Raw genomic sequence first — 25,420 nt, forward strand, 5'->3', positions numbered from 1 at the left:
GCTCAGGGTACCGGCACGCGGGCCAGGACCTCGCCCACCAGGCGCTCGCCATCCCAGCCCTCGGCGGTGGCCTCATAGCTGGGCAGCACGCGGTGGCGCAGCACGTCCGGGGCGACGCTGCGGATGTCGTCGGGGGTGACGTAGTCGCGGCCCTGCAGCCAGGCGCGGGCGCGGGCACACCGCTCCAGCGCGATGGAACCACGCGGACTGGCACCCCAGGCAATACGGCGCGCCAGTGCGGCGTCGTAGCGGGCGGGTTCACGCGTGGCCAGCACCAGCTCCACCAGATAGCGCTCCAGCGCCGGTGCCATGTGCAGGTCCAGCACGGCGCGGCGCGCGGCGAAGACGTCGGCCAGCGGCATGCGCGCCGGTGGCGGCGGCGGTTGGCCGAGGGCGTCGCGTGCCCGTTCGCGGGCCAGCCGAAGGATCTCGGTTTCCGCGTCCACATCGGGGTAACCGATACGGACATGCATCAGGAAACGATCCAGCTGTGCTTCCGGCAGTGGGAAGGTGCCTTCCTGCTCGATCGGATTCTGCGTGGCCATCACCAGGAACAGCGGCGGCAGCGCATACGTGTGCCGGCCCACGGTGACCTGACGCTCGCCCATGGCTTCCAGCAGCGCTGATTGCACCTTGGCAGGTGCACGATTGATTTCGTCTGCCAGCAGGATGGGGTGGAAGATCGGGCCGGGCACGAACTCGAAACGGCCTTCCTGCGGACGCCAGATCTCGGTGCCGGTCAGATCGGCCGGCAGCAGGTCCGGGGTGAACTGTACGCGCGAAAAGTCCGCTTCCAGTCGTGCTGCCAGCGCGCGGATGGCGGTGGTCTTGGCCAGCCCGGGGGCCCCCTCGACCAGCAGATGGCCGTCGGCCAACAAAGCGGTCAGCAGGCGGTCAACGAGTTCGCGCTGGCCGACGATTTCCCGGGACAGCGCATCACGCAGCGCGCGGAAGCCGTCATGCAGACGGTCGGGGGCAGCAGCGGTGTCGGCCGAAGAAGCGGTGGTATCGAGCTCGGGCATCGGAGGTGGCAGGTTCATGGCATCCGTCAGACCGGCGGAGGACGCGCCGGGTTCCCCTCACATCATCGCAGGACTGAGGATGCAGCGGGATCAAGGTTGCCTGAACGCAGAATGGGCCGCACGAGGCGGCCCATTCTGGATCTGCTTGACCGTAGAGCCACGCCCTGCGTGGCTGCACGGAGTCCGGCTGGGTCGAAGCCACGCAGGGCGTGGCTCTACACCCGATCGAGCCGCTTAGTTGGTCTTGGCCACGCGCAGGACCTTCGGGGTGACGAAGACCAGCAGTTCAGCCTTGTCCTTGTTGCGGCTGCGCTTCTTGAACAGGTTGCCGAGGAACGGCACGTCGCCCAGGAACGGCACCTTGTTCACGCTGTTGCGGTCGGTGAACTCGTACACGCCACCGATCACCACGGTCTGACCGTCGTCCACCAGCACCGCGGTGTTCACTTCGCGGCGATTGATGGTCGGAACCTGGCCGTAGCCGTCCAGCACGATGTAGCTTTCCACTTCATCCTTCTTGACCGACATGTTCAGGAACACGCGGTTGTCGTTGGTGATGGTGGGGGTGACCTTCAGCTCAAGCAGCACTTCCTTGAACTGCACGTTCGGCGTGGCGGCCTGGCCACCGGAACCGCCGGTGATGGTCACATAGCCGATTTCCTTACCCTGCTTGATCACCGCTTCACGCTGGTTGGTGGTAACCACACGCGGGTTGGAGATGACCTCGCCACGCGACTCCTGCTGCATGGCCGACAGCTCCACGTCCAGCAGGTAACCGGCGTTGAGGATCGACAGTGCCAGCGAGCCCGGGTTGCTGGCGGCAGCTACTGCGTTGTTGAACAGCAGGTTAGGCGTGTTGAAAATCTGCCCCGGCGGGACCGGCACGGCACCGGTCGGGTTCGCCGCATACTCAGCAAGCGCTTCCTGGTACTCCCGCTGCGCTTCGGCGTTGTCATCAATGTTGTTGTGGTTCTGAGTCAGGCCGCCACCGAACCACACATTGTCGCGGCGTCCGGAGATGCCGAACTTGGCACCCAGTTCACGCGCGAACGTATCGGTGGCGATGACGATACGGCTTTCGATCAGCACCTGGTCGACCGGGCGGTCGATCACGTTGATCAGCTCGCGCATGCGGGCGATCTTCTTCGGAATGTCGCTGATCATCAGCGTGTTGGTGCGTTCGTCAGCGACCAGGCGACCACGCGAGGACAGGAAACCGCTGTCCTGTTCCGCAGCGCCACCCTGACCGCCACCGCTGCCGCCACCATTGCTGCCGCCGATGCCCTTGGCCTCGGTCAGTGCTTTGAAGATGGCCGACGCATTGTGGTAGTTGATCTGCACGTATTCGGTGACCAGATCCTGGCGGTTCTCGATCGCGATGCGTGCGTCTTCCTTGTCCTGCTCGAACTTGGCCAGTTCGGGCTGCGGAGCGACCCAGATCACCTTGTTGTCCTGACGCTTGTCCAGGCCCTTTGCACGCAGCACGATATCCAGCGCCTGGTCCCACGGCACGTTGACCAGGCGCAGGGTCACATTGCCCTGCACGCTGTCAGCCGCGACGATGTTCAGGTTCGACTCTTCGGCGATCAACTGCAGCACGGTGCGCACCGGCACGTCCTGGAAGTTGAAGGTCACCGGCTTGCCGCTGTACCCACGCGCACCCAGCGCCGCAGCGGCCTGGGTGACGGTGGTGGCATTGATGGCACCGGTAGCCGCCACAGCCTTGCGCGGGCTGATTTCAACCACGTACTCGTTGCCGGTCTGGTAGGCCAGCGACTCGAATGCGCTGTTGGTGTTGAGCACCAGCTGGGTGCCGCCACCGTAAGGCTTCGGTTCGATGCGCTGCACCGGGGTGGCAAAGTCGCTCACATTGATCGACTTCTGCAGGCTTTCCGGCAGGGTCGCATTGCCGACGTCAATGACGACGGCATTGCCCTGGTTGCGAAGGTCGGGGTTGGCCCCGTTGCCATCGAACTGCAGGATCAGGCGGCCAGAGCCGTCTTCACCGCGCTTGAAGTCGATCTTGGACACGGCCAGCGAAGCCGGTGCCGTGATCGGCGCGGCGTCGGTAGCGGCGTGCGTGGTCGCTGCCGGCGTTGCCGCCATCAGCGTGCCATTGGCCAGCATGAGCGCGACTCCCAGCGCGCACATGTGGATCAGCTTCGGGCGCCGGGTGGGACGCTGCAGCATGGCGTTGGAAAAGGTCATCGTGCAATCCCCATAATCATTCATTGATCTTCAAGCGCGAGCGAAGCAGGCCGTTCCAGCCAGCCACCCGCGCCATCCGGCACCAGTTCAACCAGTTCGATCCGGTCCTCAAACACCCCGGTGACGCGGCCGTCGCTCTGCCCCATGTAGGCGCCCGGCGACACCTTGTAGGTGACCTTGTCCGGTGCCATCACCACGGCTCTCAGCTGCCCACCCACACCGAGCGTACCGACCATGTCCAGCGCGTCCAGCGGGAAGGCCTCCATCGGCTCCTTGCGGCGGTTCGGATCAGGGCGGAGGCCGCCGGCGTTGTCCTGCGAACGCGCCCACGCATCGGTGAACGGATCGCGCAAGCCCTGCGCGGAGTACTCGAAGGTTTCGAACTGCTGCATGACCGGCAGCGGCTCCAGCGGCGGGGCCGGACGCGCACGCACGTCGGCCACCCACTTTTCCAGGTTGGGCGCGTCGCCCGGCGTGCTGCTGATGCCGCGGGCGCACCCGGCGAGCAGCGCCAGCAACAGCAGACCACTGACGCGTGCAGTAGTAGCCAGAGTCATTTCTTACCCCCGGACTTCTTGGCACTCGCCGCTGCAGCAGCGGCCGCCTTTTCCTGCGCTTCCATTTCAACGTCATCCAGATAGCGGTACGTCTTGACCGTGCCCGACAGTTCCAGCGCACCCGTGCGTGCGGTGATGCCGGTCTTGGGGTCCTTGGGCTTGAGATTGATGTCGTGCATGGTCAGGATGACCACGCGCGGCAGCGAAGCCACGCCGCTGACGAAGGCACCGAACTGGTGGTAACTGCCCACCATGCGCAAGGCAATCGGCTTCTCGGCGTAGAACTCCTTGGTCATCTCCTCGCCAGGCTGGAACAGCTCGTTGTTGAGACCACTGGACAACGCGGTCTGCGAGATGTCGATGATCAGGTCAGGCATTTCGGTCTTGCTGGGCAGCTGGCGCAGCATCTGCTGCAGCACCTGCTCCATCTGGGCCAGCTGCTGCTTGAGCGGCTCCAGGTTGACCGCACGGCCCTGTTCCTTCTCGAAATCGGCGCGCAGCGAGACTTCCTTGCGTTCCAGCGTTTCGAGCTCATCACGCTTGCCGCTGATCAGTGCAAACCAGCTCACCACAACGATGACGATGGCCAGCAGTGCGCAGAACACGATCTTCGCCTTCTGCGGCCAGTTGCCGATGTTGTTGAAGTCCAGTTCTTTCAGGTTGATCTTCTGGCTCATGCGGCCCCCTTCTGCGGCGTGCTGGACGGCGCGGGTTCAGCGGCCGGTGCGGGAACAATGCGGCTGCCCGACGACGGAGCCGGCGCAGCGGCAGGCTGTGTTCCGGCAGGCTGTGCTCCGGCCGGAGCAGGTGCCAGCGGAGCCACGCCTGGTGCCGGCGCGGCGGCCGGATCGGCGGCGGCGTCCGTTGCAGGTACCACGGTGCCATCCGGAGCCAGGCCGTCGACGGCTTCGCTCTGGGCCGGCAGGGTCACCTTCACCTCGAACACGTACGGCAGCGAGGCGATGTCGGCAATGGTCGTCGGAGCCTTGTCCTTCGCATCGTCCGGCTTCTTGGCCTCGATCACCGACAGTTCCGGCTTGGTCATCCAGCCCGAACTTTCCAGGTTGCGCATGTAGGCGCTGACCCGGGCGTTGGACTGGGTGCGGCCGCCCAGGGTGAGGATGTCGCCTTCCTGCTTCACCGCAGTCAGCACCACACCTTCAGGAATGGTCCGGACCAGCGAGTCGAACAGGTGCACCATCTGCGAACGCTTGGCCTGCAGTTCCTCGATCACGCGCTTGCGGGCCAGCAGACGGTCCTTCTGACGGTCCAGGCGTTCGATTTCCTCGTTCTGCGCCTTGACCTTGTCGATCTCGGCCTGCAGGAAGGTATTGCGCTCGCCCTGCCCGCTGATCTGGCGGTCGTAATAGAACCAGATCAGCGCCGACAACAGCACGCCGCCAATGGCGGCGAAGCCCAACATGCTCATGAACTCGCGCTGGCGTTGCTTGCGCCGTTCGGCGCGCCAGGGCAATAGATTGATTCTTGCCATCAGTCGAAGCTCCTCAGCGCCAGACCGGTGGCGATCATCAGCGCCGGTGCGTCCTGGGCCAGGGCATGTGCCTGCACCTTCGGACCCAGCGTCATCTGTGCCAGCGGATTGGCCACGACCGTGGCCACGCCCAGCTGTTCCTCCACCATTTCCGGCAGACCGGCCAGTGCCGCACAACCGCCAGCCAGCACGATGTGGTCGACACGGTTGAACTCACTGCCTGCGTAGAAGAACTGCAGCAGGCGGCTGATCTGCTGGACCGTGGCTTCCTTGAACGGCTCCAGCACTTCCACTTCGTAGCTTTCCGGCAGACCGCCCTGGCGCTTGGCCAGACCGGCTTCCTCGTAGGTGAGCCCGTAGCGGCGCATGACCTCGTCGGTCAGCTGCTTGCCGCCGAACACCTGTTCGCGGCTGTACAGGCTGCGCCCACCACGCAGGACGTTGAGCGTGGTCATGGTGGCACCAATGTCCACCAGGGCGACCACACCGTCACTGGAGACCGGCAGTTCGCTGGCCACCAGTGCAAAGGCGTTTTCGACCGCGAAGGCCTCCACGTCCATCACCTTGGCAGTCAGACCACCCAGCTCCAGCGCCGACTGGCGCAGCTCCACGTTCTCCGAGCGAGAAGCCGCCAACAGCACCTGGACCATTTCCGGGTTGTTGGGAATCGCGCCCAGCACCTCGAAGTCGAGGTTCACTTCCTCGATCGGGTAAGGGATGTAGTTGACCGCTTCGAGCTCGACCTGGGCTTCCATGTCGTTCTCGTCCAGATCCGCGGGCATCGGGATGAGCTTGGTGATGACCGCCGAACCGGCCACCGCCGCCGCAGCGTGCTTGGCTTTGGTTCCTGAACGGTTCACCGCGCGGCGGATGGCCTCACCCACGGCCTCCACTTCCACGATGTTCTTCTCCACCACCGCATTCGGCGGAAGAGGTTCCACGGCGTAATGTTCCACACGGAAACGGTTACCGCTGCGGGAAAGCTGCAAGAGCTTAACCGCAGTCGAACTGATATCGACGCCAATTAGCGGCGTCTGGCTTTTTGGGATAAGCCCCACGGTTTCTCCCCTGCCGACGGGCACTTGAGCGCAACACCTGCGCCCGCGCATTAATAACGTTTTTTTTTCAAATCGCAACCGCCAAGCTGCAAAACGCGCACTGCGACACGTTTTACGGCTCCCCAGACGGTTCTCGACTTGGCTCCCCAGGAACAACCCCAGCCGTTCCCTTGCGTAATCTATACTCTGCGGCCACGAAATTCGCAATCGGAATCTGTCACTGATGACACGCTTTCGCCGCTGGCTGCGCTGGTTGCTGGTCGCCTTCCTGGTCCTGGCACTGATCGGCGCTGCCGTCGCAGGTGGCCTGTACTACGCCATTTCCTCCAAATTGCCGGACGTTCAGGCCCTGCGCGACATCGAGATGCAGGAGCCCATGTACGTCTACGCCAGTGACGGCCAGCTGATGGCCGTGTTTGGCGAGTCCCGGCGCATCCCGATCACCATGAAGGACGTCCCGGAGCGCCTGAAGCAGGCCTTCCTGGCCACCGAGGACGCCCGCTTCTACGAGCACGGAGGGGTGGACTACAAGGGCATTGCCCGCGCGGTCTGGCTGCTGGCCACGACCAACGACAAGCGCGTGCCGGGTGGGTCGACCATCACCCAGCAGGTGGCCCGTCAGTTCTTCCTCAGCTCCGAGTACAGCTACACCCGCAAGCTGGCCGAGATCCTGCTGGCGCGCAAGATCGAGCAGGAACTGAGCAAGGACGAGATCTTCGAGCTGTACCTGAACAAGAGCTTCTTCGGCAACCGCGCCTACGGCGTGGCCGCGGCGGCGCAGTTCTACTACGGCAAGGAGCTGAAGGACCTGAGCCTGGATGAAATGGCCTCGCTGGCCGGCATCCCCAAGTTCCCGTCCAGCGGCAACCCGATCAGCAATCCGGAACGCGCCCGCGAGCGCCGCGACTATTACGTACTGCAGCGTATGGCCAACTTGGGCTTCATCTCCCAGGCCGAGGCCGATGCGGCCAAGGCAGTGCCGATGCACGCCAGCGCGCATGAGCCGCCGGTGCAGGTGGAAGCGCCCTACGTGGCCGAGCTGGTCCGCCAGGAAATGATTGCCCGCTTTGGCGGCGACGTGGTCAACAAGGGCTACCACGTCACCACCACCATCAATGCGGAGATGCAGACCGCAGCCAATCTGGCCGTGCGCGATGGTCTGCTGACCTACGACCACCGCCATGGCTGGCACGGCGTGGAGAAGCAGGTGCAGCTCGGTGCCGGGGACGATGCCGCCACGTTGGCGACACATCTGCGCTGGATGGCGTCGCAATCGGGCCTGCTGCCGGCGATCGTGTCGGGTACCGCCGCCGATGGCAGTGCCACGGTGGTGCTGGCCAACCGCACCGAGATCACCCTGCCCGCCTCGGCGGCGAAGTGGACCAACAAGACCCCGGCCAAGCTGGTGCAGCGCGGCGACATCGTGCGCGTGCGCGCCGGTGCCAAGGAAGGTGAGTGGCTGCTGGACCAGATTCCGCGCGGGCAGTCAGCGCTGGTCTCGCTGGACGCTGAAAACGGTGCCTTGAAGGCACTGGTGGGCGGCTTCAGCTTCTCCGGCAACAAGTTCAACCGTGCCACCCAGGCGCGCCGCCAGCCGGGTTCGAGCTTCAAGCCGTTTGTGTACGCGGCGGCGTTCGACAAGGGCTTCAACCCCGCCTCGATCGTGCTGGACGCCCCGGTGGTGTTCCGCGAGCGCGGTGGCAAGACCTGGCAGCCGCAGAACGACGGCGGCGGCTTCCGTGGCCCGATGCGGCTGCGCGAAGCGCTGGTGCAGTCGCGCAACCTGGTGTCGGTGCGCCTGCTGGATGGCATGGGCGTGGACTACGCACGCAAGTACATCAGCGAGTTCGGCTTTGCCGAAGCCGAACTGCCGCCGAACCTGTCGATGTCGCTCGGCACGGCGTCGCTGACCCCGCTTTCGATCGCACGCGGCTACGCCGTGTTCGCCAACGGCGGCTCGCGGGTGGACACCTGGTTGATCGACCAGGTCAGCGACCGCGACGGCAACCTGGTGTTCAAGGAAAACCCGGCCCTGGCCTGCCGCGACTGCGCCGGCACCAGCAGCGGCGCACCGGTGAGCCAGGTGGTGGACGGCTTCAACTTTGGTGCGGCACCTTCCGCAACCGCGCCTGCAACCGCAGCGGCACCGAAGCCGGCCGAGCCGGCGGCACCGGTCAATCCGGATGCCCGCGTGGCTCCTCGTGCGATTGACGCACGCACGGCCTACCAGCTGGTGTCGATGATGCGCGACGTGGTCCAGCGCGGTACGGGCACGGCGGCGAAGGTGCTGGGCCGCGAGGACGTGGGCGGCAAGACCGGTTCGACCAACGACCACCGCGACGCGTGGTTCTCCGGCTTCGGTGGCCGTTACGTGACCACCGTATGGGTGGGCCGTGACGACTTCCGTTCGCTGGGCTATCGCGAGTACGGCGGCCGCGCGGCACTGCCGATCTGGATCGACTACATGCGCGTGGCGTTGAAGGACACCCCGATCATGCAGAACGAACCGCCGCAGGGCATGGTCCAGGCCACGCTGAACGGTGCCACGGAGTGGGTCAAGGTCGAGGACATGGAGAAGCTCGAGGAATACGACTTCAACAGCCAGATCCCGCAGGCCGACGACGCCGCCTTCGACATCTTCTGATCGTCGTTTTCGTCGACGTTGGACACCGCGTGCTGCGCCGGGCCCTGCCCGGCGCTTTTTGTTGGTGCCGTAGAGCCACGCCCTGCGTGGCTGCGCCTCCGTCTGGCACCGCGAAGCCACGCAGGGCTTGGCTCTACGCAAGTGTCACAGCAACCATGTAAAGTCCTCTCAAGGTCGTAACAGGGGAGCACCGCTCATGCATCGTGCACGTCAGCATGCAGCCAGCCAGACCCGCGAGCGCCGGCATCGGCTCGCCCATGAAGCCGCCCGGCTGATGGTCGAGGGCGGTATCCGCGATTACCACCAGGCCAAGCTCAAGGCCGCCAGCCGGCTCGGCATCCATGACGATGCCTCGCTGCCGCGCAACACCGAGATCGAGGACGCCCTGCGCGAGTACCAGCGCCTGTTTGCCGGCGCGGGGCATGGCGAGCAGCTGCGCGCCAAACGTGAGGCTGCTCTGCGCGCGATGGAATTCCTGCACGCGTTCTCGCCACGGTTGTGCGGACCGGTGTTCGACGGCACCGCCGACAACCACAGTCCGGTGCAGCTGCAGCTGCATACCGACCACGCCGATGCGGTGCAGTACTTCCTGGAAGAACACGGCATTCCGGCTGAATCGCGGATGCGCCGGCTGCGCCTGGACCGCGAGCGCACGCTGGACGTGCCGGTGTGGGTGTTCAGTGCCGAAGGGCTGACCTTCGACATGGCTGTTCTGCCCTTCGACGCCCTGCGCCAGCCGCCACTGTCTGCAGTAGATGAGAAACCGCTGCGTCGTGCCTCCACCAGCCAGCTGCGCACCCTGCTCGCCAGTGAGGAAATCGACGGCTGGCTGGGCGACGGCTGAGTCACCAGCCCACGCCGAAGCCCATCGCCAGAGTACGCTCGCCGCCCGTACTGAACGCCCCGTTGAGGCTGAAGGTGGTGGCGGCGCGTCGGTCCAGCACGCGCTGGTAGCCCACCGCCAACGCCGACTCGCCATCGGCATGTCCCACCCCGGCCCCAAGCCGGTTCCAGGTCGGCAACCCTGCGGTGTTCATCGCCATCGCCGCCTGCGCGCCGCCCATCGCCGCCATCCGGTTGAGCCGTCGATCCACACGCTCGATACGCTCGTTCAGACGGTGCTCGACGCCAACAACAGCCTGGTCGGTGTAGGCATTTGAGCGGTTCACGGCCGCCTCCACCGCACGTGCGTCGACCGGCAGTTCGAGCGGATCCGGTGACGGCGTCGCGCGCGGCGCGGCGGAAGCCACGTCGGCGACAACGGCTTCCGGCGCGCGCGCACCTGCCTCGTCGGGTGCTGCCGCCCGCAATCCGTCCATCCGCTGGTTGAGCGTGCTGGTCGCGCTTTCCAGTGCCTGCTGGGTGCCGCGCAAGCCTTCATCGAGGTGGGTCAATGCGCCCGCCACGCTGTCGTGTCGCACGCCGAGCACGGTGTAGTGATGACTCTGGAGCTGCCCTGCTGCATCGACCTCGCCCGCGCCCAGCAGACCGGCAAGGCGGTTGAGCTGACGCACCGTCACGACGTCGTCGGGTGCGGTGCCGGGCATGACATGCACGATGCGCCGGCGCATGCCCTGCCCGCCCACCGACACTTCCATCGGCTGCGTGGCCACCGAGCCATAGCCGATGGCCACGCTGTTGTAGCCGTCTTCCCATACCTGGGTGGAGGCCCCGATGGCCAGGCCGTTCTCGGCCGACACTCTGGCCCGTGCACCCAGCGCAAAGCCATCGGCGGCGTGCTGCTGCACATAGGCCCCACGGCCAATCGCCACCGAATTGGTGCCGTGTGCCCAGGTGTACGCCCCCAACGCCGTCGAACCATTGCCCTGCGCACGCGCGTCGCTGCCATACGCACTGCCCAGGTGTGCGGCCTGCGCTGGTCGACTCTCTGCATCGGCTCCGACCCGGGCGTACAACGCCGCATGTTCGAGCGGCCGGATCCGCGCATGGGTGGCATACAGCTGCGCGCCATTGATGCCCTCTCGGCTGTCCGGTGTGATCATCCCGTCGCCCATGCCAACGAGGCGCGCGCCGCGCAGCCGCACGGTCTGGTCGGGTGCAAACCGCAGCAGATCATCGCCTTCGGGAAACACCCCTGCCAGCGCCTCGCGCAGCGTTGCGATGTCGTCGCGGTTGCGGGCAATCTGAGTTCCGTTGGCGCTGACCTGGGGTGACATGTCCTGCGGCGTAGACGCAGCACCCGTGCCCCGATCCCGACGCAGTGCGCTGGCTGCGCCCACACCCAGCGCCAGTCCCCCTGCCAGCGCGCCGGCGCTCGCTTGAGGCAGTGTCGAAGAGGGCATGGATTGCGCCTCCGCAACGTCATCTGCCCGCTCGGCAAACTCAGGGTCAGCGTTCGCCGCCGGGTGGGCCGTATCGGCATGGAACAGCAGCACCAGCGCGCTCAGGGTCGGGATGATCAGCTTCATGCAGCTTCCTCATGCAGATCGGGGGAGTCGGTCACCGGCGCAACGTTGTCAGCCGGCTCCGGACGCAGGCTCTGCTGATGCTCGCGATAGCCATCGCGGCTGAGCCGGTAGTACACGTTCACGCGCGCATCTGCGCGCGGCTGGAATGGCAATGGCAGCTGGTCACCCGGGTAGACGCTGCGTTCGACGGGGTGCACCTGGCAGTCTCCCGCCACGCACTGCTCTACCTTCAACACGCCCAGGCGCAGGCTGCCCAGGTTGCGCAGGGTGTCGCCCTGTACCTCCAGAGCGGCACGCCCCTGTGGCGGCAGCACATTGACGAGTACTCCCCAGACCAGGCTGACGCCGATGGTGGCGCTGGCGGCACCCGGCGCTTCTGCCGCATCGGCTTCCTCCAGCGGTGGCACCGCTTCAAAGTAGACACGCAACGCGGTTTCCTGCTCCACCGGGTCCAGTGCGATCACCCGCACAAGACGGCTGCCTCCAGCGGCCAACGCGAACCGTGAGGGCATTACCGCCACGGCGGCCGCCTCGCCTGCCGCTTCATCGACCTCGTGTTCGCGTTCGGTGCCGGGGTGCAGCACGCGTTTGACGGTGGCCCGGATGTACTGCGGAAGCGCCGACTGCGAGTGCACCCGCACACCGGCTGCTTTGCCGGCGTCCACGTGTATCCGCATGGGGTGCACATCCAGATTGGCGTACGCCTGCACGGGCAGCAGCAGGCACAGGGCGGTCAGACAACGCAGCAGCATGATCAGCACTCCAGTGAGGTCAGGGTCGTCGGGTGGGCAGGCGCATGCGCAGCACCAGGGCTCCCTGGTAGTGGCCATGGCGCTTGCTGGCTGCCGGCACGCGCGGCACATGCAGGGTCATCACCATCGGCACGCAGTACACCGGGTACGGCAGGCCCGGCAGGGTCACCGCCCGCAGCGGCGCGCTGTCCAGGCCGTCCAGTGCCACCTCTGCGCGGTTGCCCAGGGCCAGCTCGCGCCCGCCATGACGAAGTCGCAGCTGGTAATCGATGCGGCCCAGCTCCGTGCTGCCGCCACTGTCGTGCCAGATGGAGAAGTGCTCCGATTGCACCGGTCCGCTGTCGTAGGCACCCAGCAGCAGCCGCGGGCTGTGCGCGCCGGTGCCGTCATACAGGCACAGATCCAGCGTGGCACTGCCACCGATGCTGCCCGGCAACGGGTGCGGCCGATAGTCGAGCGGCAGCTGCACCCGCCCGTTGGACGCCCCGAACGCGGGCAGGTGCAGGGTGGCCCGCGCATGATCGGTGACGGTGATCGCCAGCACGAACACCACGCGTCCGATCAGCGCCCCGCCCGCATGGCGCAGGTCCAGATGCAGCTCGCCGTGCCAGCGCCCGGCCACCAGCTGGACGATGTCTGCGCTGTCCAGGCGCAGCGTTGCCGCCGTGCCGGCCGGTGCGATGTGACAGTCGCGGTTCGCGGACGTCCACAGCGGAAACACCGCTTTGTCCCAGTAATCGTCGCTGCAGGTCCGCTCCCATTCGATCCGCTCCAGCGCGCCGATGAGTCCCACTGTGATGCGCTGCCCACTGCGTTGTTCGAGGAAGTCCATGCGCAGCGTGGCCGGGCCGACCGGCCCCTGTCCGGTATCGGCCTGCGGGCAACGCCCATGTGCGGGATCTTCACTGCAGGTCACATGCAAACGGCCGTAGCCGCGCGCGACTTCGTCATAGCCGAGCACGGTGCGCGGTGCCCATAACTGCAGCGGCTCCGGTGCTGACCGGTCGAAGCCGTGCTGCAGGCTGACCGTAGTGATGCCACCGGGCGGCACGGTGACCGGTGGGCGCTGGGCCAGTGCCCACGCAGGCAGCAGCAACATCAGCAACAGCACTCCGGCGCGCCCGCTCATGGCGCTCCCGCTGCATTGCCTGCCGTCGAGAGGCGGCCCGCCGACAGCAGGCGCTGTACGTGAGGTTGTGACGCAATGGCCGCCGGCAGTTGCACCGCCGTGACAGGAGTGCAGGTCACTGCCCCCACCCGCCGCAGTCCGGCGCGGTGTTCGCGCACCTGCAGCGGACACTGCAGCAGACGCTCACCCTGCAGCAGATACAGCGTGGCATGACGCTGCTCGAACTCGGCCAGGAATTCGCCTTGAAGGCCCAGTGCGGGTACCGCCGCGTTGAGGATAGATGCACCCGCCAGCACGCTTCCGGCCTCGTCGCGGGCACTGCCCAGGTAGGCATGGGTGGCCGCCACCGACACCGGTACCAGCATCAGCCGACCCGGCAGCAGGAACGGCTGCAGTTCGGTAGCGTCGATTGATGCGCGCAGCGCAGCCGCCGTCGCCGCGCTGGCGTCCTGCACACGCACCGGGTGCCGCTGGTAGCCATCGACCGGCAACAGGCGGCGCTCACCGACGCGCACAGTCAGTTGACCACGAGCTCCGGCCTGCACCTCGGCGGCAGGACCATGCAGCGCCTGATCGGCATCGACCTCGGCATCCACCGCCACCACCACCCCGGCATCGGCCCCGTCGGCGGCTCCCCAGTAGAGCCCCTGCGAGGACACGGCCAGCGCCGTGCTGTGGTGTGCGCTCCAGGAAGCACCCGTGTGCCCTGCCGTGCGGGTGTACGCCGCGGTCGCCCCACCCCGCCCCCACGGCCTGCGCAGGTCGCCGCTGACCAGCGCGTGGTGCGCATCGCCCGGCCGCAGGCTCAGCTCGGTGCTGATCGCACGGGCGCTGTCGTCCTGCCCCTGGCACCAGGTCTGCCCCAGTCGCAGCTGACGGTCGGGCGTGTGGCCGCTGCGCTGCCGCAGTTCGGCACCTGCGCGTTGCAGGCGCACGCGGCCCCCTGCGTTGTCCAGCCGGGCGAGGTTGATGCTGAACTGCATGCCGCGGTCCGCGCTGGCCAACCGCCGGTCGGTGCTGCGCTGGTGCCAGACGCCTGCACGCGTGCCCACACTCAGGCCACGCCAGGCCCGGGTGCGGGTGTAGTTGGCCTGCAGGCTGCGGGTGCTGCCTGGGACGCCCCACTCGCCGGGTTCGCTCAGCGGCAGCGCGCTGCGACGCTGCGTGTAGCCCAGGTGCAGGCTGCCGCCGAGTAGCGGGAGTGACGCCGAGGCACTGGTCGCATCCACGCAACCTGCACGGCCCGAGCTGCTTCGGTGGGCGCAGGCATCGCCGCGCATGCGCTGGTGATGGAGGTTCCAGGCCACCCGGTGACGCACGCTCAGCTGCACCTGCCCGCCCTGCCCGCCATCGCTGGCTGCGATCAGACCAAGATCGGCATGCAGGTCGACCGCATCCCAGCCGCGTCGCAGCCCCACGCGCAGTTCGTGTGCGGCAACACCATCAAAGTGCGACGCGCCCAGGCCAATACTGGTGCTGGCCGCCAGAGGAATCCGCACCCCGGCCTGCAGCACAGGGGACCCATGTCCCGATGGGCCCAGCTCGCGCTGCCGGCCGCCCTGCACGAACCATTGCAGCGCGGGGTACCACGTGCCGCTGCTGCGTTGGAACGGGACGGTTTCGCTACGCACGAAGCGGCCGTCCTCATGGATGCGCAGGGTCAGCAGGTAGCTGCCGGGAGGAAACAGGCGCGTGTCCAGCGTGCTCGCCCCCGCCGGCAGGTAGAAGGTCTGCAGCAGGCGTTCGCCGTCGAAGACGTCGACGCGCGCGTCGCGCCCCAGCAGCACGCTCACCGGCACCGCGTCGCCCAGTGCATCGGTATCCAGGTAGGCCAGGGTGGTACCGGCACGCATGCCCTGCATGCGCCCCAGCGGCAACAGCCCCAACCCGAACTGGCCACCAAGCGGACTGGACAGATTGCGACGGTCGATGCGGCCAAGCTGCAGGTAGTGGCTCGCGCCGAGATCGTGCCGGTAGTACAGCTCGTCAACATCGGTGCGCGCCTGCACCGCATTACCGGCCGCGCGCCAGCGCGCATGGTTCCAGCTACCGCCCAGATGCCCGGCGCTGCCCACGCCCTGGGCGGCGCGCCCGTGCAGGTTGAAGGCCAGTTCGCGCTCACTCCTGCTCAGATGCAGGGTCTGCTGGTACAGCAGCGCATTGCGCGCCTGCTCGGCGGCCTGGTGGAAACGCGCGCGCGCCGCGTCCTGCGGCAGCCAATGCGATGAAGGAAACAACAGCAGCACGCTTTCAGCCTCATCAAAAATGGCGGTCACCGCAGTCACGTCATCCGGCGGCGCGCGCCAGCCGCAACCGGGCTGCGGCTGCGCATGCAGACAGGCCAACTGGCTGTCGCGCGGCAACGGCGCGGTCAACGCGGACAGCAACTCCGCCTGCGCTTCGTCGGTGAGGCCGAGTGCGGCAAGCACCTGCGCAGGCTGCTCGATCTGGACGTGATCCAGCGTCACCCACACCGGCCACAATCCGGCAGAGCGTCCGAACGCACGCACTTCGAGACGCTCGGCATGCCCGCCGGCGAGGTCTTCGAATCCAGGAGGCAGGCGCTGCGCTGCCGCCGACCGCGCAATCAGCAGCAGGGTCAGTCCAAGCAACGGCAGTACGGGCAGGCAGATGCGCATGGCAACGAATGGACGCACCGGCCAGCAGCGGCCGGCGCGTCACCGACGACTTACAGGCTGCCGGCTTTCTGCGCCAGCACCAGGCTGACCGGGCCGTCATACAGACCTGCCGCGCTGATCGGGCCGGGCACCGCCTGTGCAACGGTCAGCGGCATTTCGATGGACGCACCGGGAATGGCCCCCAGGAACAACTGATCGGCGGTGAAATCAATCGGAGCCACACCGAGTTCGCGCCCGTTGAGGGTGACCCGCAACGGCACATCGACCGCGCCCGCAGCGGCAACGCGTGGCACCAGCACGGCAGGTTCGGCCAACCGCACATCGACATCCAGCGTGGTGTCGTTGGAGAAGATGCGCACGCGCTCGGTCCAGCTGCTCAGCCCCTGCCCGGCGCGATACGGCAGTTGCACTGCATCGGGCAGCGCGCTGCCATCGGCCTTGAGCAGTGACAAGGTGGGGTCAACGTTGGCCCACACGGTGACGTGTGCTTCGGCCGCGTGCACGGAGATGGCAGCGGTGCACAGGGCGAGTGCGGCGACGGTCTGCTTGATGATGCGGTTCATGCATGGCGTTCCAGAAGAAGTGGACGCGCATGTTCGGCAAGTTGAGCCGCGTGCCGTATTCAAACGTTCCTAAAGCACGGGTGCGTGTGGGCGAAACGCAAGCAATCCGATGGTGTGTTCTTCATATCGCGAAGTGCAGCGTTTTGGCTTTTACGTGCGGGGAGGCCGACAGGCAGCCCCGCTCCGGGACACGCCGTGAACCCATCCATGGGGGCTGCTCCAAAACATCCATGTTTTGGAGCGTCCCTCCGGGGGCTACCTGTCGGCCTCCCCCTCATGCATTCCGTAAGGCGGAACGAAGGGCAACGGCAATGGCAACGGCCGACGTTGTTTCGCGGTCATGCGTTACCGGGTGTTGATTGTTTCCGAGCCGTCGTCTGTCGACCGACGCTACCGGGGCCACGTGCTTTTGATGTTCTGTGGTCACCGGTTATCTGTCGGGGGCCGGTCGGGATGGGTTGGCGGGACCGTCAAAAACATGGATGTTTTTGACGAGCCTACAAGGACGTATTCACGGCGTGTCCCGCAAACCCATCCCGACCGGCCCAAACACGGGCACCCGTGAGCGCAGGCATTTCGCGCCAAAAAAAACGCCCCCGGAATCGGGGGCGTTTTTTGGAGCGATGCTGCCGGGCGATCAGGCCTGGTAGTCGCGCACGTCGTGGCCGGTGTAGACCTGGCGCGGACGGCCGATCTTCATTTCCGGGTCGACCTGCTGTTCCAGCCAATGTGCCACCCAGCCGGACGTACGGCCCAAGGCGAACATGACGGTGAACATTTCGGTCGGGATCTGCAGCGCCTTGTAGATGATGCCGCTGTAGAAGTCGACGTTCGGATACAGCTTGCGGGCGACGAAGTAGTCGTCCTGCAGCGCGGCCTGTTCCAGCTTCACGGCCACGTCCAGCAGCGGATCCTGCACGCCCAGCTGGGTCAGGACCTTGCTGGTCATCTCACCGATCACCTTGGCGCGCGGATCGAAGTTCTTGTACACGCGGTGGCCGAAGCCCATCAGGCGGAAGCCCGAGGTCTTGTCCTTGGCCTTCAGCACGGCCGATTCCACGTTGTCGGCCGAGCCGATCTCTTCCAGCATCTTCAGCACGGCTTCGTTTGCACCGCCGTGGGCCGGACCCCACAGCGCGGTGACGCCAGCGGCGACCGAGGCATACGGGTTGGCACCGGTCGAACCGACCAGACGCACGGTCGAGGTCGAGGCGTTCTGTTCGTGGTCGGCGTGCAGGATGAACAGCAGGTCGAGCGCCTTGACCACGTCCTGGTTCAGTTCGTACTGGCCATCGGCCGATTCGAAGGTCTGCTTCAGGAAGCGGCTGACGTAATCCAGCGAGGTGTCGGGCTTGTTGGCCGGCAGGCCCTTGCCATGACGGTAGATCAGCGCCGACAGGGTCGGCACCTTGGCGATCAGGCGCACAGCGGCCTTGCGGCGCTGCTCGGCGTCAGCCAGGTCCAGCGAAGCGTGGTACTTGGCCGACAGCTGCGCGATCGCAGCGGCCAGGATGGCCATCGGGTGGGCATCCTTGTCGAAGCTGCCGATCAGGGCGTTGATCGAGGCATCGACGTTGGCTTCAGCGGCCAGCTCGTCGGTGAAGGCCTTCAGCTGCTCGGCGCTCGGACGCTCGCCATTGATCAGCAGGTAGACCACTTCGACGTAGCTCGACTTTTCCGAGAGCTGTTCGATCGGGTAGCCGCGGTACAGCAGCACGCCCTTGTCACCGTCGATATAGGTGATGGCGGACTTGCAGCTGGCGGTGGCGGTGAAACCGGAGTCGTAAGTGAAGAGACCGGTTTCCTTGGTCAGCTTCGAGATATCGACGCAATCGTTACCGAGCGTGGGTTTGATGACGGGCAGAACAACCGACTTGTCGCCGGCGTTGAGCGTGACCTGATCAAGATCGGACACTGTGTGCGCTCCTCAGGGGAAGGCGCCCGCCCAAGCGCATGGGTCAGGCACGTGAAGGAAGTCCACAACCTGTGCTGTGGATCACGACATTATCGCACAGCAACATTTCCCACGCCCTAGGACTGAAGTCGTAGATGGAGGGGGCGCAAACGCCCGCGCAGCGAGGTGCGACAGGGCTTGAGGGGGTCGATACGGACACTGCGTTCCGGGCCCCGGCGCAATTTATGAATCTACGTTCATATTCCAGCAGGGTTGCAAAAAAAAACAACGGCCGCCGAAGCGACCGTTGTTTTCGTGGGGGACGCAGGGCGTACCCCGCGGCGCAGATCAGTTCTTGCCGAAACGGCGGTTGAACTTGTCGATGCGGCCGCTGGTGTCGATGACCTTGTGCTGGCCCGTGTAGAACGGGTGCGAGGCGGAGGAGATTTCCACCTTGACCAGCGGGTATTCGTTACCGTCTTCCCACTTGATGGTTTCCTTCGTGCCCATGGTCGAGCGGGTCAGGATCTTGAAATCGGAGGTGACGTCATGGAAGACCACGTCACGGTAGTTCGGATGGATATCGTCCTTCATGAGGCACACCGTAAAAAAGAAATGGGAAAACGCAAGAGCGGCATTATAACCGCCGGCCCGCCCTGGGGGCAAGCCGGAGGTCCGCTCAATGTGAAGACGGCCGCATGGGCCTTCAGGAAACCCCGAGCGCGGCCCGGACCTGGGCTTCAAAGCGCCCCTGGTCGTAGGCCATCAGCAGCTGGGTGTTGTCCGGCTGCCCGGTCTGGCGGTTCCAGTCGACAATGGTAGCACCGCGGGTGTGCACCCCGGCCAGTTCCACGTTCAGCGGGCGCGATTCGACCCGCAGCGCGCCGTCGGGCTGCAGCGCCCAGGCCATGGCCAGCGCATCGGCGGCGAACCAGCGCTCACCGCGGCTGTCTTCCGACCACAGGCGGGTCTGGCGCGAGATCAGCTCATAGAAGCGCGCCTTGTCGGTGTCGGCTGCCAGCCACTGCTCGACATCCTTGTGCAGCAGGCCGTGGGCGACGGTGGCTTCCCAGTCGGCCACTTCGATCTGCGGGAACTGGGTGAACACCACGTGCGCCGCTTCCGGGTCGAAGGCGATGTTGAATTCGGCGGCCGGGGTGATGTTGCCGTGGCAGGTGACCGCCCCGCCCATCACCAGGAAGCGCTTCACGCGCTGCGGCAGGGTCGGGTCCAGCTTCAGGGCCAGCGCCAGGTTGGTCAGCGGACCCAGTGCCACCAGGAACAGCTCGCCGGCGTACTGGTGCGACAGGCGCAGGATCGCCAGCGCGGCGTGCTCGGCCTCGGCCTGGCGTGCAGCCGGCGGCAGGTTCACATCGCCGAAGCCATCGGCACCGTGCACGTGGGCGGCATCCACCGAGGGGTGGATCAGCGGGTCGGGGGTACCGGCGAACACGGGCACGTCTTCACGGCCTGCCACTTCACACAGCTTCAGGGCGTTGCGGACGGTGTGGTCCAGGCCTACATTGCCGGCGGCGATGGTCAGACCCACGATGTCGTGGCGGTCATCGGCAAAGGCCATCAACAGGGCCAGGGCATCGTCGACACCCGGATCGGTGTCGATCAACAGCGGAATCTTCTTGGTCATCATTGCCGTCTTTTCTAGCGGCAAGGGACTGTCTCACCCTGGCGTGACAAATACAAGAAGGGGATATCGGGGGTCACGACCAACGGTCGTGACCTACCGGTGGATCACGACCGTTGGTCGTGATTCGTCCGCTATGCGGACGCGAATCTCACCGCGCTGCCGATCCATCGCTGTACCACTCGATCGGCCACCACCGGCTGCTCGGCCAACAACCGCTCGGCCAGCGCATGCACGCCCGGCAACATGTCCGCGTCTCGCGCCAGGTCGGCCATGCGGAACGCCGCCAGGCCGGTCTGGCGGGTGCCGAGCAGTTCACCGGGGCCGCGCAGTTCCAGATCCTTCTCGGCAATCAGGAAGCCGTCATTGGTCTGGCGCATGGTCTCCAGCCGCTCGCGTGCCATCTGCGACAGTGGGGCCTGATACAGCAGCACGCAGCGCGACACCGCCGAGCCGCGCCCGACCCGGCCACGCAGCTGGTGCAGCTGGGCCAGGCCCAGGCGTTCGGCATTCTCGATGATCATCAGCGAGGCATTCGGCACGTCCACACCCACTTCAATCACGGTGGTGGCCACCAGCAGATCGATCTGCCCGGCCTTGAACGCGACCATCGTGGCCAGCTTTTCGGCCGCCTTCATGCGCCCGTGCACCAGCCCCACGCGCACGCCGGGCAGCAGCGCCTGCAGCGACTCGAAGGTGGCCTGTGCCGGGGTGGCATCCAGCTCTTCGCTTTCCTCGATCAGCGTGCACACCCAGTAGACCTGACGGCCTTCCTGGCAGGCCAGCGCGATGCGCTCGATCAATTCGGGACGACGATCATTGTTCAGCGCGACGGTCTGCACGGGCGTGCGTCCCGGCGGCAATTCGTCAATCGCCGACACGTCCAGGTCGGCGTACTCGGACATCGCCAGCGTGCGCGGAATCGGTGTGGCGGTCATCACCAGCTGGTGCGGCACACTGCGTCCATCGGCCCCCTTGTCGCGCAGCGCCAGCCGCTGGTGCACGCCGAATCGGTGCTGCTCGTCGACGATGGCCAGGGCAAGGTCGGCGAACACCACCGCTTCCTGCATCAGTGCATGCGTTCCCACCACCACCTGCGCCTCGCCCGAGGCGACGTCGGCCAGCACCTTGGCACGCGCCTTCCCAGTAACCTTGCCGGCCAGCCACGCGGTGCGCACGCCGAGCGGCTCCAGCCAGCCGCGCAGATTGTTCAGATGCTGCTCGGCCAGCAGTTCGGTGGGCGCGGCCAGCGCGACCTGCTTGCCCCGCTCCACCGCCAGCATTGCCGCCAGTGCGGCCACCACGGTTTTGCCGGAGCCCACGTCGCCCTGTACCAGACGCAGCATCGGATGAGCCTTGGCCAGATCCTTGCGGATCTGCTCGAACACGCGTTGTTGCGCACCGGTCAGCGCGAACGGCAGGCTGCTGCGCAGCTGCTCCACCAGCGCGCCGTTGCCACGCAGCGACGGCGCATGGTGCGCCTGCAGTGCCATGCGCTGGCGGCGCAGGCTGAGGTGATGGGCCAGCAGCTCTTCGATGGCCAGCCGCCGCTGTGCCGGATGACGACCGGCTGCCAATGCGGATAGATCCGCATCCGGCGGCGGGCGATGCACGGTGAGCAATGCGCTGCGCAGCGAAGGCAGCGCCAGGCCATCAAGCCAGCCGGCGGGTAGCAGCTCCAGCGTAGCTTCGTCGGGCAACCGATCCAGCGTCTGACCGATCAGCTTGCGCAGGGTGGCCGGGCCGATGCCCTCCACCGCCGGGTAGACCGGGTCCAGGCTGTCGCCCAGCGCGGCCTCTTCGTGCTGGCCGAGGATCTGGTAACTGGGATGGACGATCTCCAACCCGAACTGGCCTGCCTTGGGCGTGCCGAAACAGCGCAGCCGGGTGCCTTTCGCGAACTGCGCCACCTGCTGCTGGCGGAAGTGGAAAAAGCGCAGCACCAGCGTGCCCTGCCCTTCGTCCTCAACCGCCACCTTCAGCATGGGCCGGAAGCGCATGCCACGCTCCACCGCCACCACCCGGCCCTCCACCTGCGCCGGCACGCCGTTGCGCAGGTCCTGGATGCGGGTGAGCGCGGTGCGGTCTTCGTAACGCAGCGGCAGGTGCAGCCACAGGTCCTGCAGCGTCAGCAGACCACGGGCGGCCAGCTTGGCCGCCACAGCCGGACCGACGCCGGCGAGCATCGACAACGATGCCTCGCCGGACGGTGCCAGGGCCGGAGTTGCCGCTGCCTTGCGTGCCACGTCAGGGTCAGGCGATGACCATCACCGCGTCGACCTCGAAGTTGGCGCCCTTGGGCAGGCCGGAGACTTCGATGGTGGAACGGGCCGGGAACGGAGCCTGGAAGTAGTCCTGCATCACCGCGTTGACCTTGGCGAACTCGGCCAGGTCGGTCAGGTACAGGCCCAGACGCACGACCTGGTCCAGCGAGCCGCCGGCGGCTTCGGCCACCGCCTTGAGGTTGTCGAAGGCGCGGCGGGCCTGGGCTTCCACGTCACCCACGCCGACGATGTCGCCGGTGGCCGGGTCCAGCGGAATCTGGCCGGAGAAGTACACGGTGTTGCCGGCGCGCACGGCCTGCGAGTACGGACCGATCGCGGCGGGGGCGTTTTCGGTGTTGATGATCTGGCGGGACATGGGGTGCTCCGGTGTTTTCAGGAATACAGAGCGCCAATTGTATCGGTTTCGACCACGGTCCACGTTGACGCGCATGGCGCGTCACTACGCGACGTATACGTGGTCCCGGCGTACTGACGCGCCATGCGCGTCAACGCGGTGCCGGACCAGGCGTTATTGGCGGCGGACGGATTGGACGACCGACAACCGACGCAATCTGCGCATGACCTCGGCGAGGTGGTTGCGGTCGCGGACCTGGATGTTGAACGCCAGCACCGCTGCATTGAAATCGCGATCCAGGTAATCCACCCGTTCGATGTTGGAATGGCTTTGCGCAATCGCCGCGGCCAGCTGGGCCAGCACGCCGGTGCCGTTTTCCACTTCCACCACCAGCGCGGTGTCGTAATCGCCGGACACGGTGGTGTCCCAGCCGATCGGCACCCAGCGTTCGGGCGACTTGCGCAGCTCGGCCAGGTTCGGACAGTCCATGCGGTGCACCACGATGCCCTTGCCGGCGGTGTGGTAGCCCATGATGTCGTCGCCGGGAATCGGCTGGCAGCAGTTGGCGAAGCTGACCACGCCACGTTCGCTGCCGTTGATCAGGATCTTTTCCTGCGAATGCTTGGAATGCGCGCCGCCGCGCAGTTCGGCATAGGCCATCAGCGCCTGCGCGGCCTGGTTGGGCATCCAGTTGCCCAGCGCCACCTCGGCCAGCAGGGCTTCCAGGCGCGGGTAGCGGTGCTCGGCCAGGAACGCATCCAGGCGCCCCTTCGGCAGGCGTTCGAGCGAGCTGTCCATTGCTTCCAGCGCGCGGTCCAGCATGCGGTGACCGAGCTGCACGGCGTCTTCGTGTTCCAGCTGCTTGAGCTGGTGGCGGATGGCGGTGCGCGCCTTGCTGCTCACCACGAACTCCAGCCACTGCGGCTTCGGCGTGGCCGAGCGCGCGGTGATCACTTCCACGGTCTGCCCGCTGACCAGCTTGGTGCGCAGCGGCACCAGTTTCTTGTCCACGCGCGAGGCCACGGCGGTATTGCCGACGTCCGTGTGCACCGCATAGGCGAAGTCCAGCGCGGTGGAATTGCGCGGCAAGGCCAGGATCTTGCCCTTGGGGGTGAACAGGTAGACCTCGTCCGGGAACAGGTCGACCTTCACGTTATCCAGGAACTCCAGCGACGAACCGGCGGCGCGCTGCGAATCGATCAGTTCCACGATCCAGGCGTGGGCCCGGCTCTGTGCACTGTTGGGACTGTCGCCACCGAACTTATAGGTCCAGTGCGCGGCCACGCCGCGCTCGGCGATCAGGTCCATTTCCTCGGTGCGGATCTGCACTTCAATCGGCGAGCCATAGGGCCCGAACAACACGGTGTGCAGCGATTGGTAACCGTTGGCCTTGGGAATGGCGATGAAGTCGCGGAAGCGTCCGTCCAGCGGTTTGAAGGTGGCATGCACCGCGCCCAGCGCGTGATAGCTGTTGGGCACGCTGCGCACCACCAGCCGGAACCCGAACACATCCATGACCTGGTCGAAGGATTTGTTCTCGTCGCGCATCTTGTTGTAGATGCTCCACGGGGTTTTGATCCGGCTGACCAGCCGATGTTCCAGCCCTTCCTTGGCCAGCCGCTGCGACAGCTGCACCTCCACCTGCGCCATCGCCTCGCGGCGCACCACCGGCTGGCTGCGGATGTGCTTTTCCAGAATGGCATGGCGCCAGGGATACAGCGCCTTGAAGCCGAGGTTCTGCAGTTCACTCTTGACCAGGCTCATGCCCAGTCGCTGCGCGATGGGGGCGTAGATCTCCAGCGTCTCGCGGGCGATGCGGCCACGCGCTTCGCTGCTCTGCGCGCCCAGCGTGCGCATGTTGTGCAGGCGGTCGGCCAGCTTGATCATGATCACGCGCAGGTCGCGCGACATCGCCAGCAGCATCTTGCGGAAGCTTTCCGCCGCCGCTTCCTGGCGGTCGCGGAACTTCAGCTTGTCCAGCTTGGTGACCCCGTCGACCAGCTCGGCCACGGCCTCGCCGAACTCGGCCGACAGTTCTTCGCGGGTCAGCGGGGTGTCTTCGATGGTGTCGTGCAGGATCGCCGCGATCAGCGCTTCCACGTCCAGGCCCAGCTCGGCCAGCACCTGCGCCACCGCCACCGGGTGGGTGATGTACGGTTCGCCGGATTTGCGTGTCTGCCCAGCATGCGCCGACGCCCCCACCTCCCAGGCACGACGCAGCAGCGGCAGCTGTTCCGGCGGCAGGTAATGCGCCGCGCGCTCAAGCTGGAGGACGTAGTCGGGGACGGCCGCGCCGGGGGACGCGGCAACCTTTGCAGTGGGGCCTGGGTTCATGGCTGGAAGACTATTCCAGCAACGGCATATCGGCAAACTGTTGACAGTCCTGAAAACGCAAACAGCCCGCACAAGGCGGGCTGTTCGTGGAACGAAACGGACCGGGATCGATCAGTCGTCGTTCTTGGACATGTCTTCGTCGGCAACCACTTCGGCGGCAGCCCATTCCAGCGCTTCGCGTTCGGCACGCTCGCGCTCGGCCTTCTCGACTTCGTCGATCAGGGCGTTGTCGATCTTGCGGGCGGCAATTTCACGCAGCGCCAGCACGGTCGGCTTGTCTTCGGTTTCGCTGTTGTCCAGGGTGGCCTGGACGCCGTTGGCCAGCTGACGGGCGCGCTTGGACGCCATCATGACCAGCTCGAAACGGTTGTTCACGACTTCCAGACAATCTTCTACGGTGATGCGGGCCATGCGGGCTCCCGGCAGCCGGTGCGGGCT

Annotated in this window: 20 protein-coding genes and 1 pseudogene; 2 read left to right on the forward strand and 19 right to left on the reverse strand. The window is 66.2% G+C overall.

Annotation, left to right across the window (positions count from 1 at the left end):
• Positions 1-2: 2 nt before the first annotated feature.
• The 7 genes and pseudogenes from PDM29_RS03085 to PDM29_RS03110 form a co-directional block, all read right to left on the reverse strand.
• Positions 3-1,040, reverse strand: coding sequence for an AAA family ATPase (locus tag PDM29_RS03085; protein ID WP_425508710.1), 1,038 nt, complete (start codon positions 1,038-1,040; stop codon positions 3-5).
• A gap of 216 nt (positions 1,041-1,256) precedes the next feature.
• Positions 1,257-2,825, reverse strand: a complete 1,569-nt coding sequence (locus PDM29_RS03090; protein WP_425508741.1) for a type IV pilus secretin PilQ — start codon at positions 2,823-2,825, stop codon at positions 1,257-1,259.
• Positions 2,808-3,254: pseudogene (locus PDM29_RS21020) on the reverse strand (AMIN domain-containing protein); the annotation flags it as partial. The pseudogene PDM29_RS21020 and the gene PDM29_RS03090, both read right to left, overlap by 18 nt.
• Complete coding sequence (locus tag PDM29_RS03095; protein WP_311192436.1) at positions 3,251-3,787, reverse strand: pilus assembly protein PilP; 537 nt, start codon at positions 3,785-3,787, stop codon at positions 3,251-3,253. The gene PDM29_RS03095 and the pseudogene PDM29_RS21020, both read right to left, overlap by 4 nt.
• Positions 3,784-4,464 (reverse strand): type IV pilus inner membrane component PilO, encoded by a 681-nt coding sequence (locus PDM29_RS03100; RefSeq protein ID WP_311192437.1) that lies wholly within the window; start codon positions 4,462-4,464, stop codon positions 3,784-3,786. Before PDM29_RS03100 ends, PDM29_RS03095 begins: the two co-directional genes overlap by 4 nt.
• Entirely contained in the window at positions 4,461-5,279 is an 819-nt protein-coding gene (locus tag PDM29_RS03105; RefSeq protein WP_311192438.1) for a PilN domain-containing protein, read from the reverse strand. Before PDM29_RS03105 ends, PDM29_RS03100 begins: the two co-directional genes overlap by 4 nt.
• Positions 5,279-6,337 (reverse strand): pilus assembly protein PilM, encoded by a 1,059-nt coding sequence (locus PDM29_RS03110; RefSeq protein ID WP_343237512.1) that lies wholly within the window; start codon positions 6,335-6,337, stop codon positions 5,279-5,281. The genes PDM29_RS03105 and PDM29_RS03110 overlap by 1 nt, the downstream gene beginning before the upstream one ends.
• 223 nt (positions 6,338-6,560) lie before the next feature.
• Between PDM29_RS03110 and PDM29_RS03115 the strand changes: the two genes are divergently transcribed.
• Together PDM29_RS03115 and PDM29_RS03120 are read left to right on the forward strand one after the other, a co-directional pair.
• Positions 6,561-8,981 carry a penicillin-binding protein 1A gene (locus PDM29_RS03115; protein ID WP_311192440.1) on the forward strand — a complete coding sequence of 807 codons (2,421 nt, stop codon included), beginning with the start codon at positions 6,561-6,563 and terminating at the stop codon, positions 8,979-8,981.
• Positions 8,982-9,177: 196 nt separating this feature from the next.
• Positions 9,178-9,825 carry a hypothetical protein gene (locus PDM29_RS03120; protein ID WP_311192441.1) on the forward strand — a complete coding sequence of 216 codons (648 nt, stop codon included), beginning with the start codon at positions 9,178-9,180 and terminating at the stop codon, positions 9,823-9,825.
• 1 nt (position 9,826) lies between these two features.
• Here the strand turns inward: PDM29_RS03120 and PDM29_RS03125 are convergent, their stop codons facing one another.
• The 12 genes from PDM29_RS03125 to rpoZ all read right to left on the reverse strand — a co-directional run bounded on the left by PDM29_RS03125 (position 9,827) and on the right by rpoZ (position 25,393).
• A complete protein-coding gene (locus PDM29_RS03125) occupies positions 9,827-11,410 on the reverse strand; it encodes a YadA-like family protein (RefSeq protein ID WP_311192442.1) in 1,584 nt (527 codons plus the stop codon).
• Positions 11,407-12,162 (reverse strand): pilus assembly protein, encoded by a 756-nt coding sequence (locus tag PDM29_RS03130; protein ID WP_311192443.1) that lies wholly within the window; start codon positions 12,160-12,162, stop codon positions 11,407-11,409. Before PDM29_RS03130 ends, PDM29_RS03125 begins: the two co-directional genes overlap by 4 nt.
• 19 nt (positions 12,163-12,181) lie before the next feature.
• Positions 12,182-13,291 (reverse strand): CfaE/CblD family pilus tip adhesin, encoded by a 1,110-nt coding sequence (locus tag PDM29_RS03135; protein WP_311192444.1) that lies wholly within the window; start codon positions 13,289-13,291, stop codon positions 12,182-12,184.
• Positions 13,288-15,948, reverse strand: a complete 2,661-nt coding sequence (locus PDM29_RS03140) for a TcfC E-set like domain-containing protein (protein WP_311192445.1) — start codon at positions 15,946-15,948, stop codon at positions 13,288-13,290. Before PDM29_RS03140 ends, PDM29_RS03135 begins: the two co-directional genes overlap by 4 nt.
• Before the next feature lie 32 nt (positions 15,949-15,980).
• Entirely contained in the window at positions 15,981-16,493 is a 513-nt protein-coding gene (locus PDM29_RS03145; RefSeq protein WP_311192446.1) for a CS1 type fimbrial major subunit, read from the reverse strand.
• A gap of 637 nt (positions 16,494-17,130) precedes the next feature.
• A complete protein-coding gene (locus PDM29_RS03150; RefSeq protein WP_311192447.1) occupies positions 17,131-18,408 on the reverse strand; it encodes a citrate synthase in 1,278 nt (425 codons plus the stop codon).
• Positions 18,409-18,735: 327 nt separating this feature from the next.
• Positions 18,736-18,981: a type B 50S ribosomal protein L31 gene (locus PDM29_RS03155; RefSeq protein ID WP_125362240.1), complete on the reverse strand. Its 246-nt coding sequence runs from the start codon at positions 18,979-18,981 to the stop codon at positions 18,736-18,738.
• A 112-nt stretch (positions 18,982-19,093) separates the two neighbouring features.
• Positions 19,094-20,032, reverse strand: coding sequence for a nucleoside hydrolase (locus PDM29_RS03160; protein WP_311192448.1), 939 nt, complete (start codon positions 20,030-20,032; stop codon positions 19,094-19,096).
• 131 nt (positions 20,033-20,163) lie between these two features.
• Complete coding sequence (gene recG / locus PDM29_RS03165) at positions 20,164-22,275, reverse strand: ATP-dependent DNA helicase RecG (RefSeq protein WP_311192449.1); 2,112 nt, start codon at positions 22,273-22,275, stop codon at positions 20,164-20,166.
• A 7-nt stretch (positions 22,276-22,282) separates the two neighbouring features.
• Positions 22,283-22,669, reverse strand: a complete 387-nt coding sequence (locus PDM29_RS03170; RefSeq protein WP_311192450.1) for a RidA family protein — start codon at positions 22,667-22,669, stop codon at positions 22,283-22,285.
• A gap of 153 nt (positions 22,670-22,822) precedes the next feature.
• Positions 22,823-24,982: a RelA/SpoT family protein gene (locus PDM29_RS03175; RefSeq protein WP_311192451.1), complete on the reverse strand. Its 2,160-nt coding sequence runs from the start codon at positions 24,980-24,982 to the stop codon at positions 22,823-22,825.
• 111 nt (positions 24,983-25,093) lie between these two features.
• Positions 25,094-25,393, reverse strand: coding sequence for a DNA-directed RNA polymerase subunit omega (gene rpoZ, locus PDM29_RS03180; RefSeq protein WP_005410877.1), 300 nt, complete (start codon positions 25,391-25,393; stop codon positions 25,094-25,096).
• Between the last annotated feature and the right edge of the window lie 27 nt (positions 25,394-25,420).

The organism is Stenotrophomonas oahuensis (assembly GCF_031834595.1).
Lineage (GTDB): Bacteria > Pseudomonadota > Gammaproteobacteria > Xanthomonadales > Xanthomonadaceae > Stenotrophomonas > Stenotrophomonas oahuensis.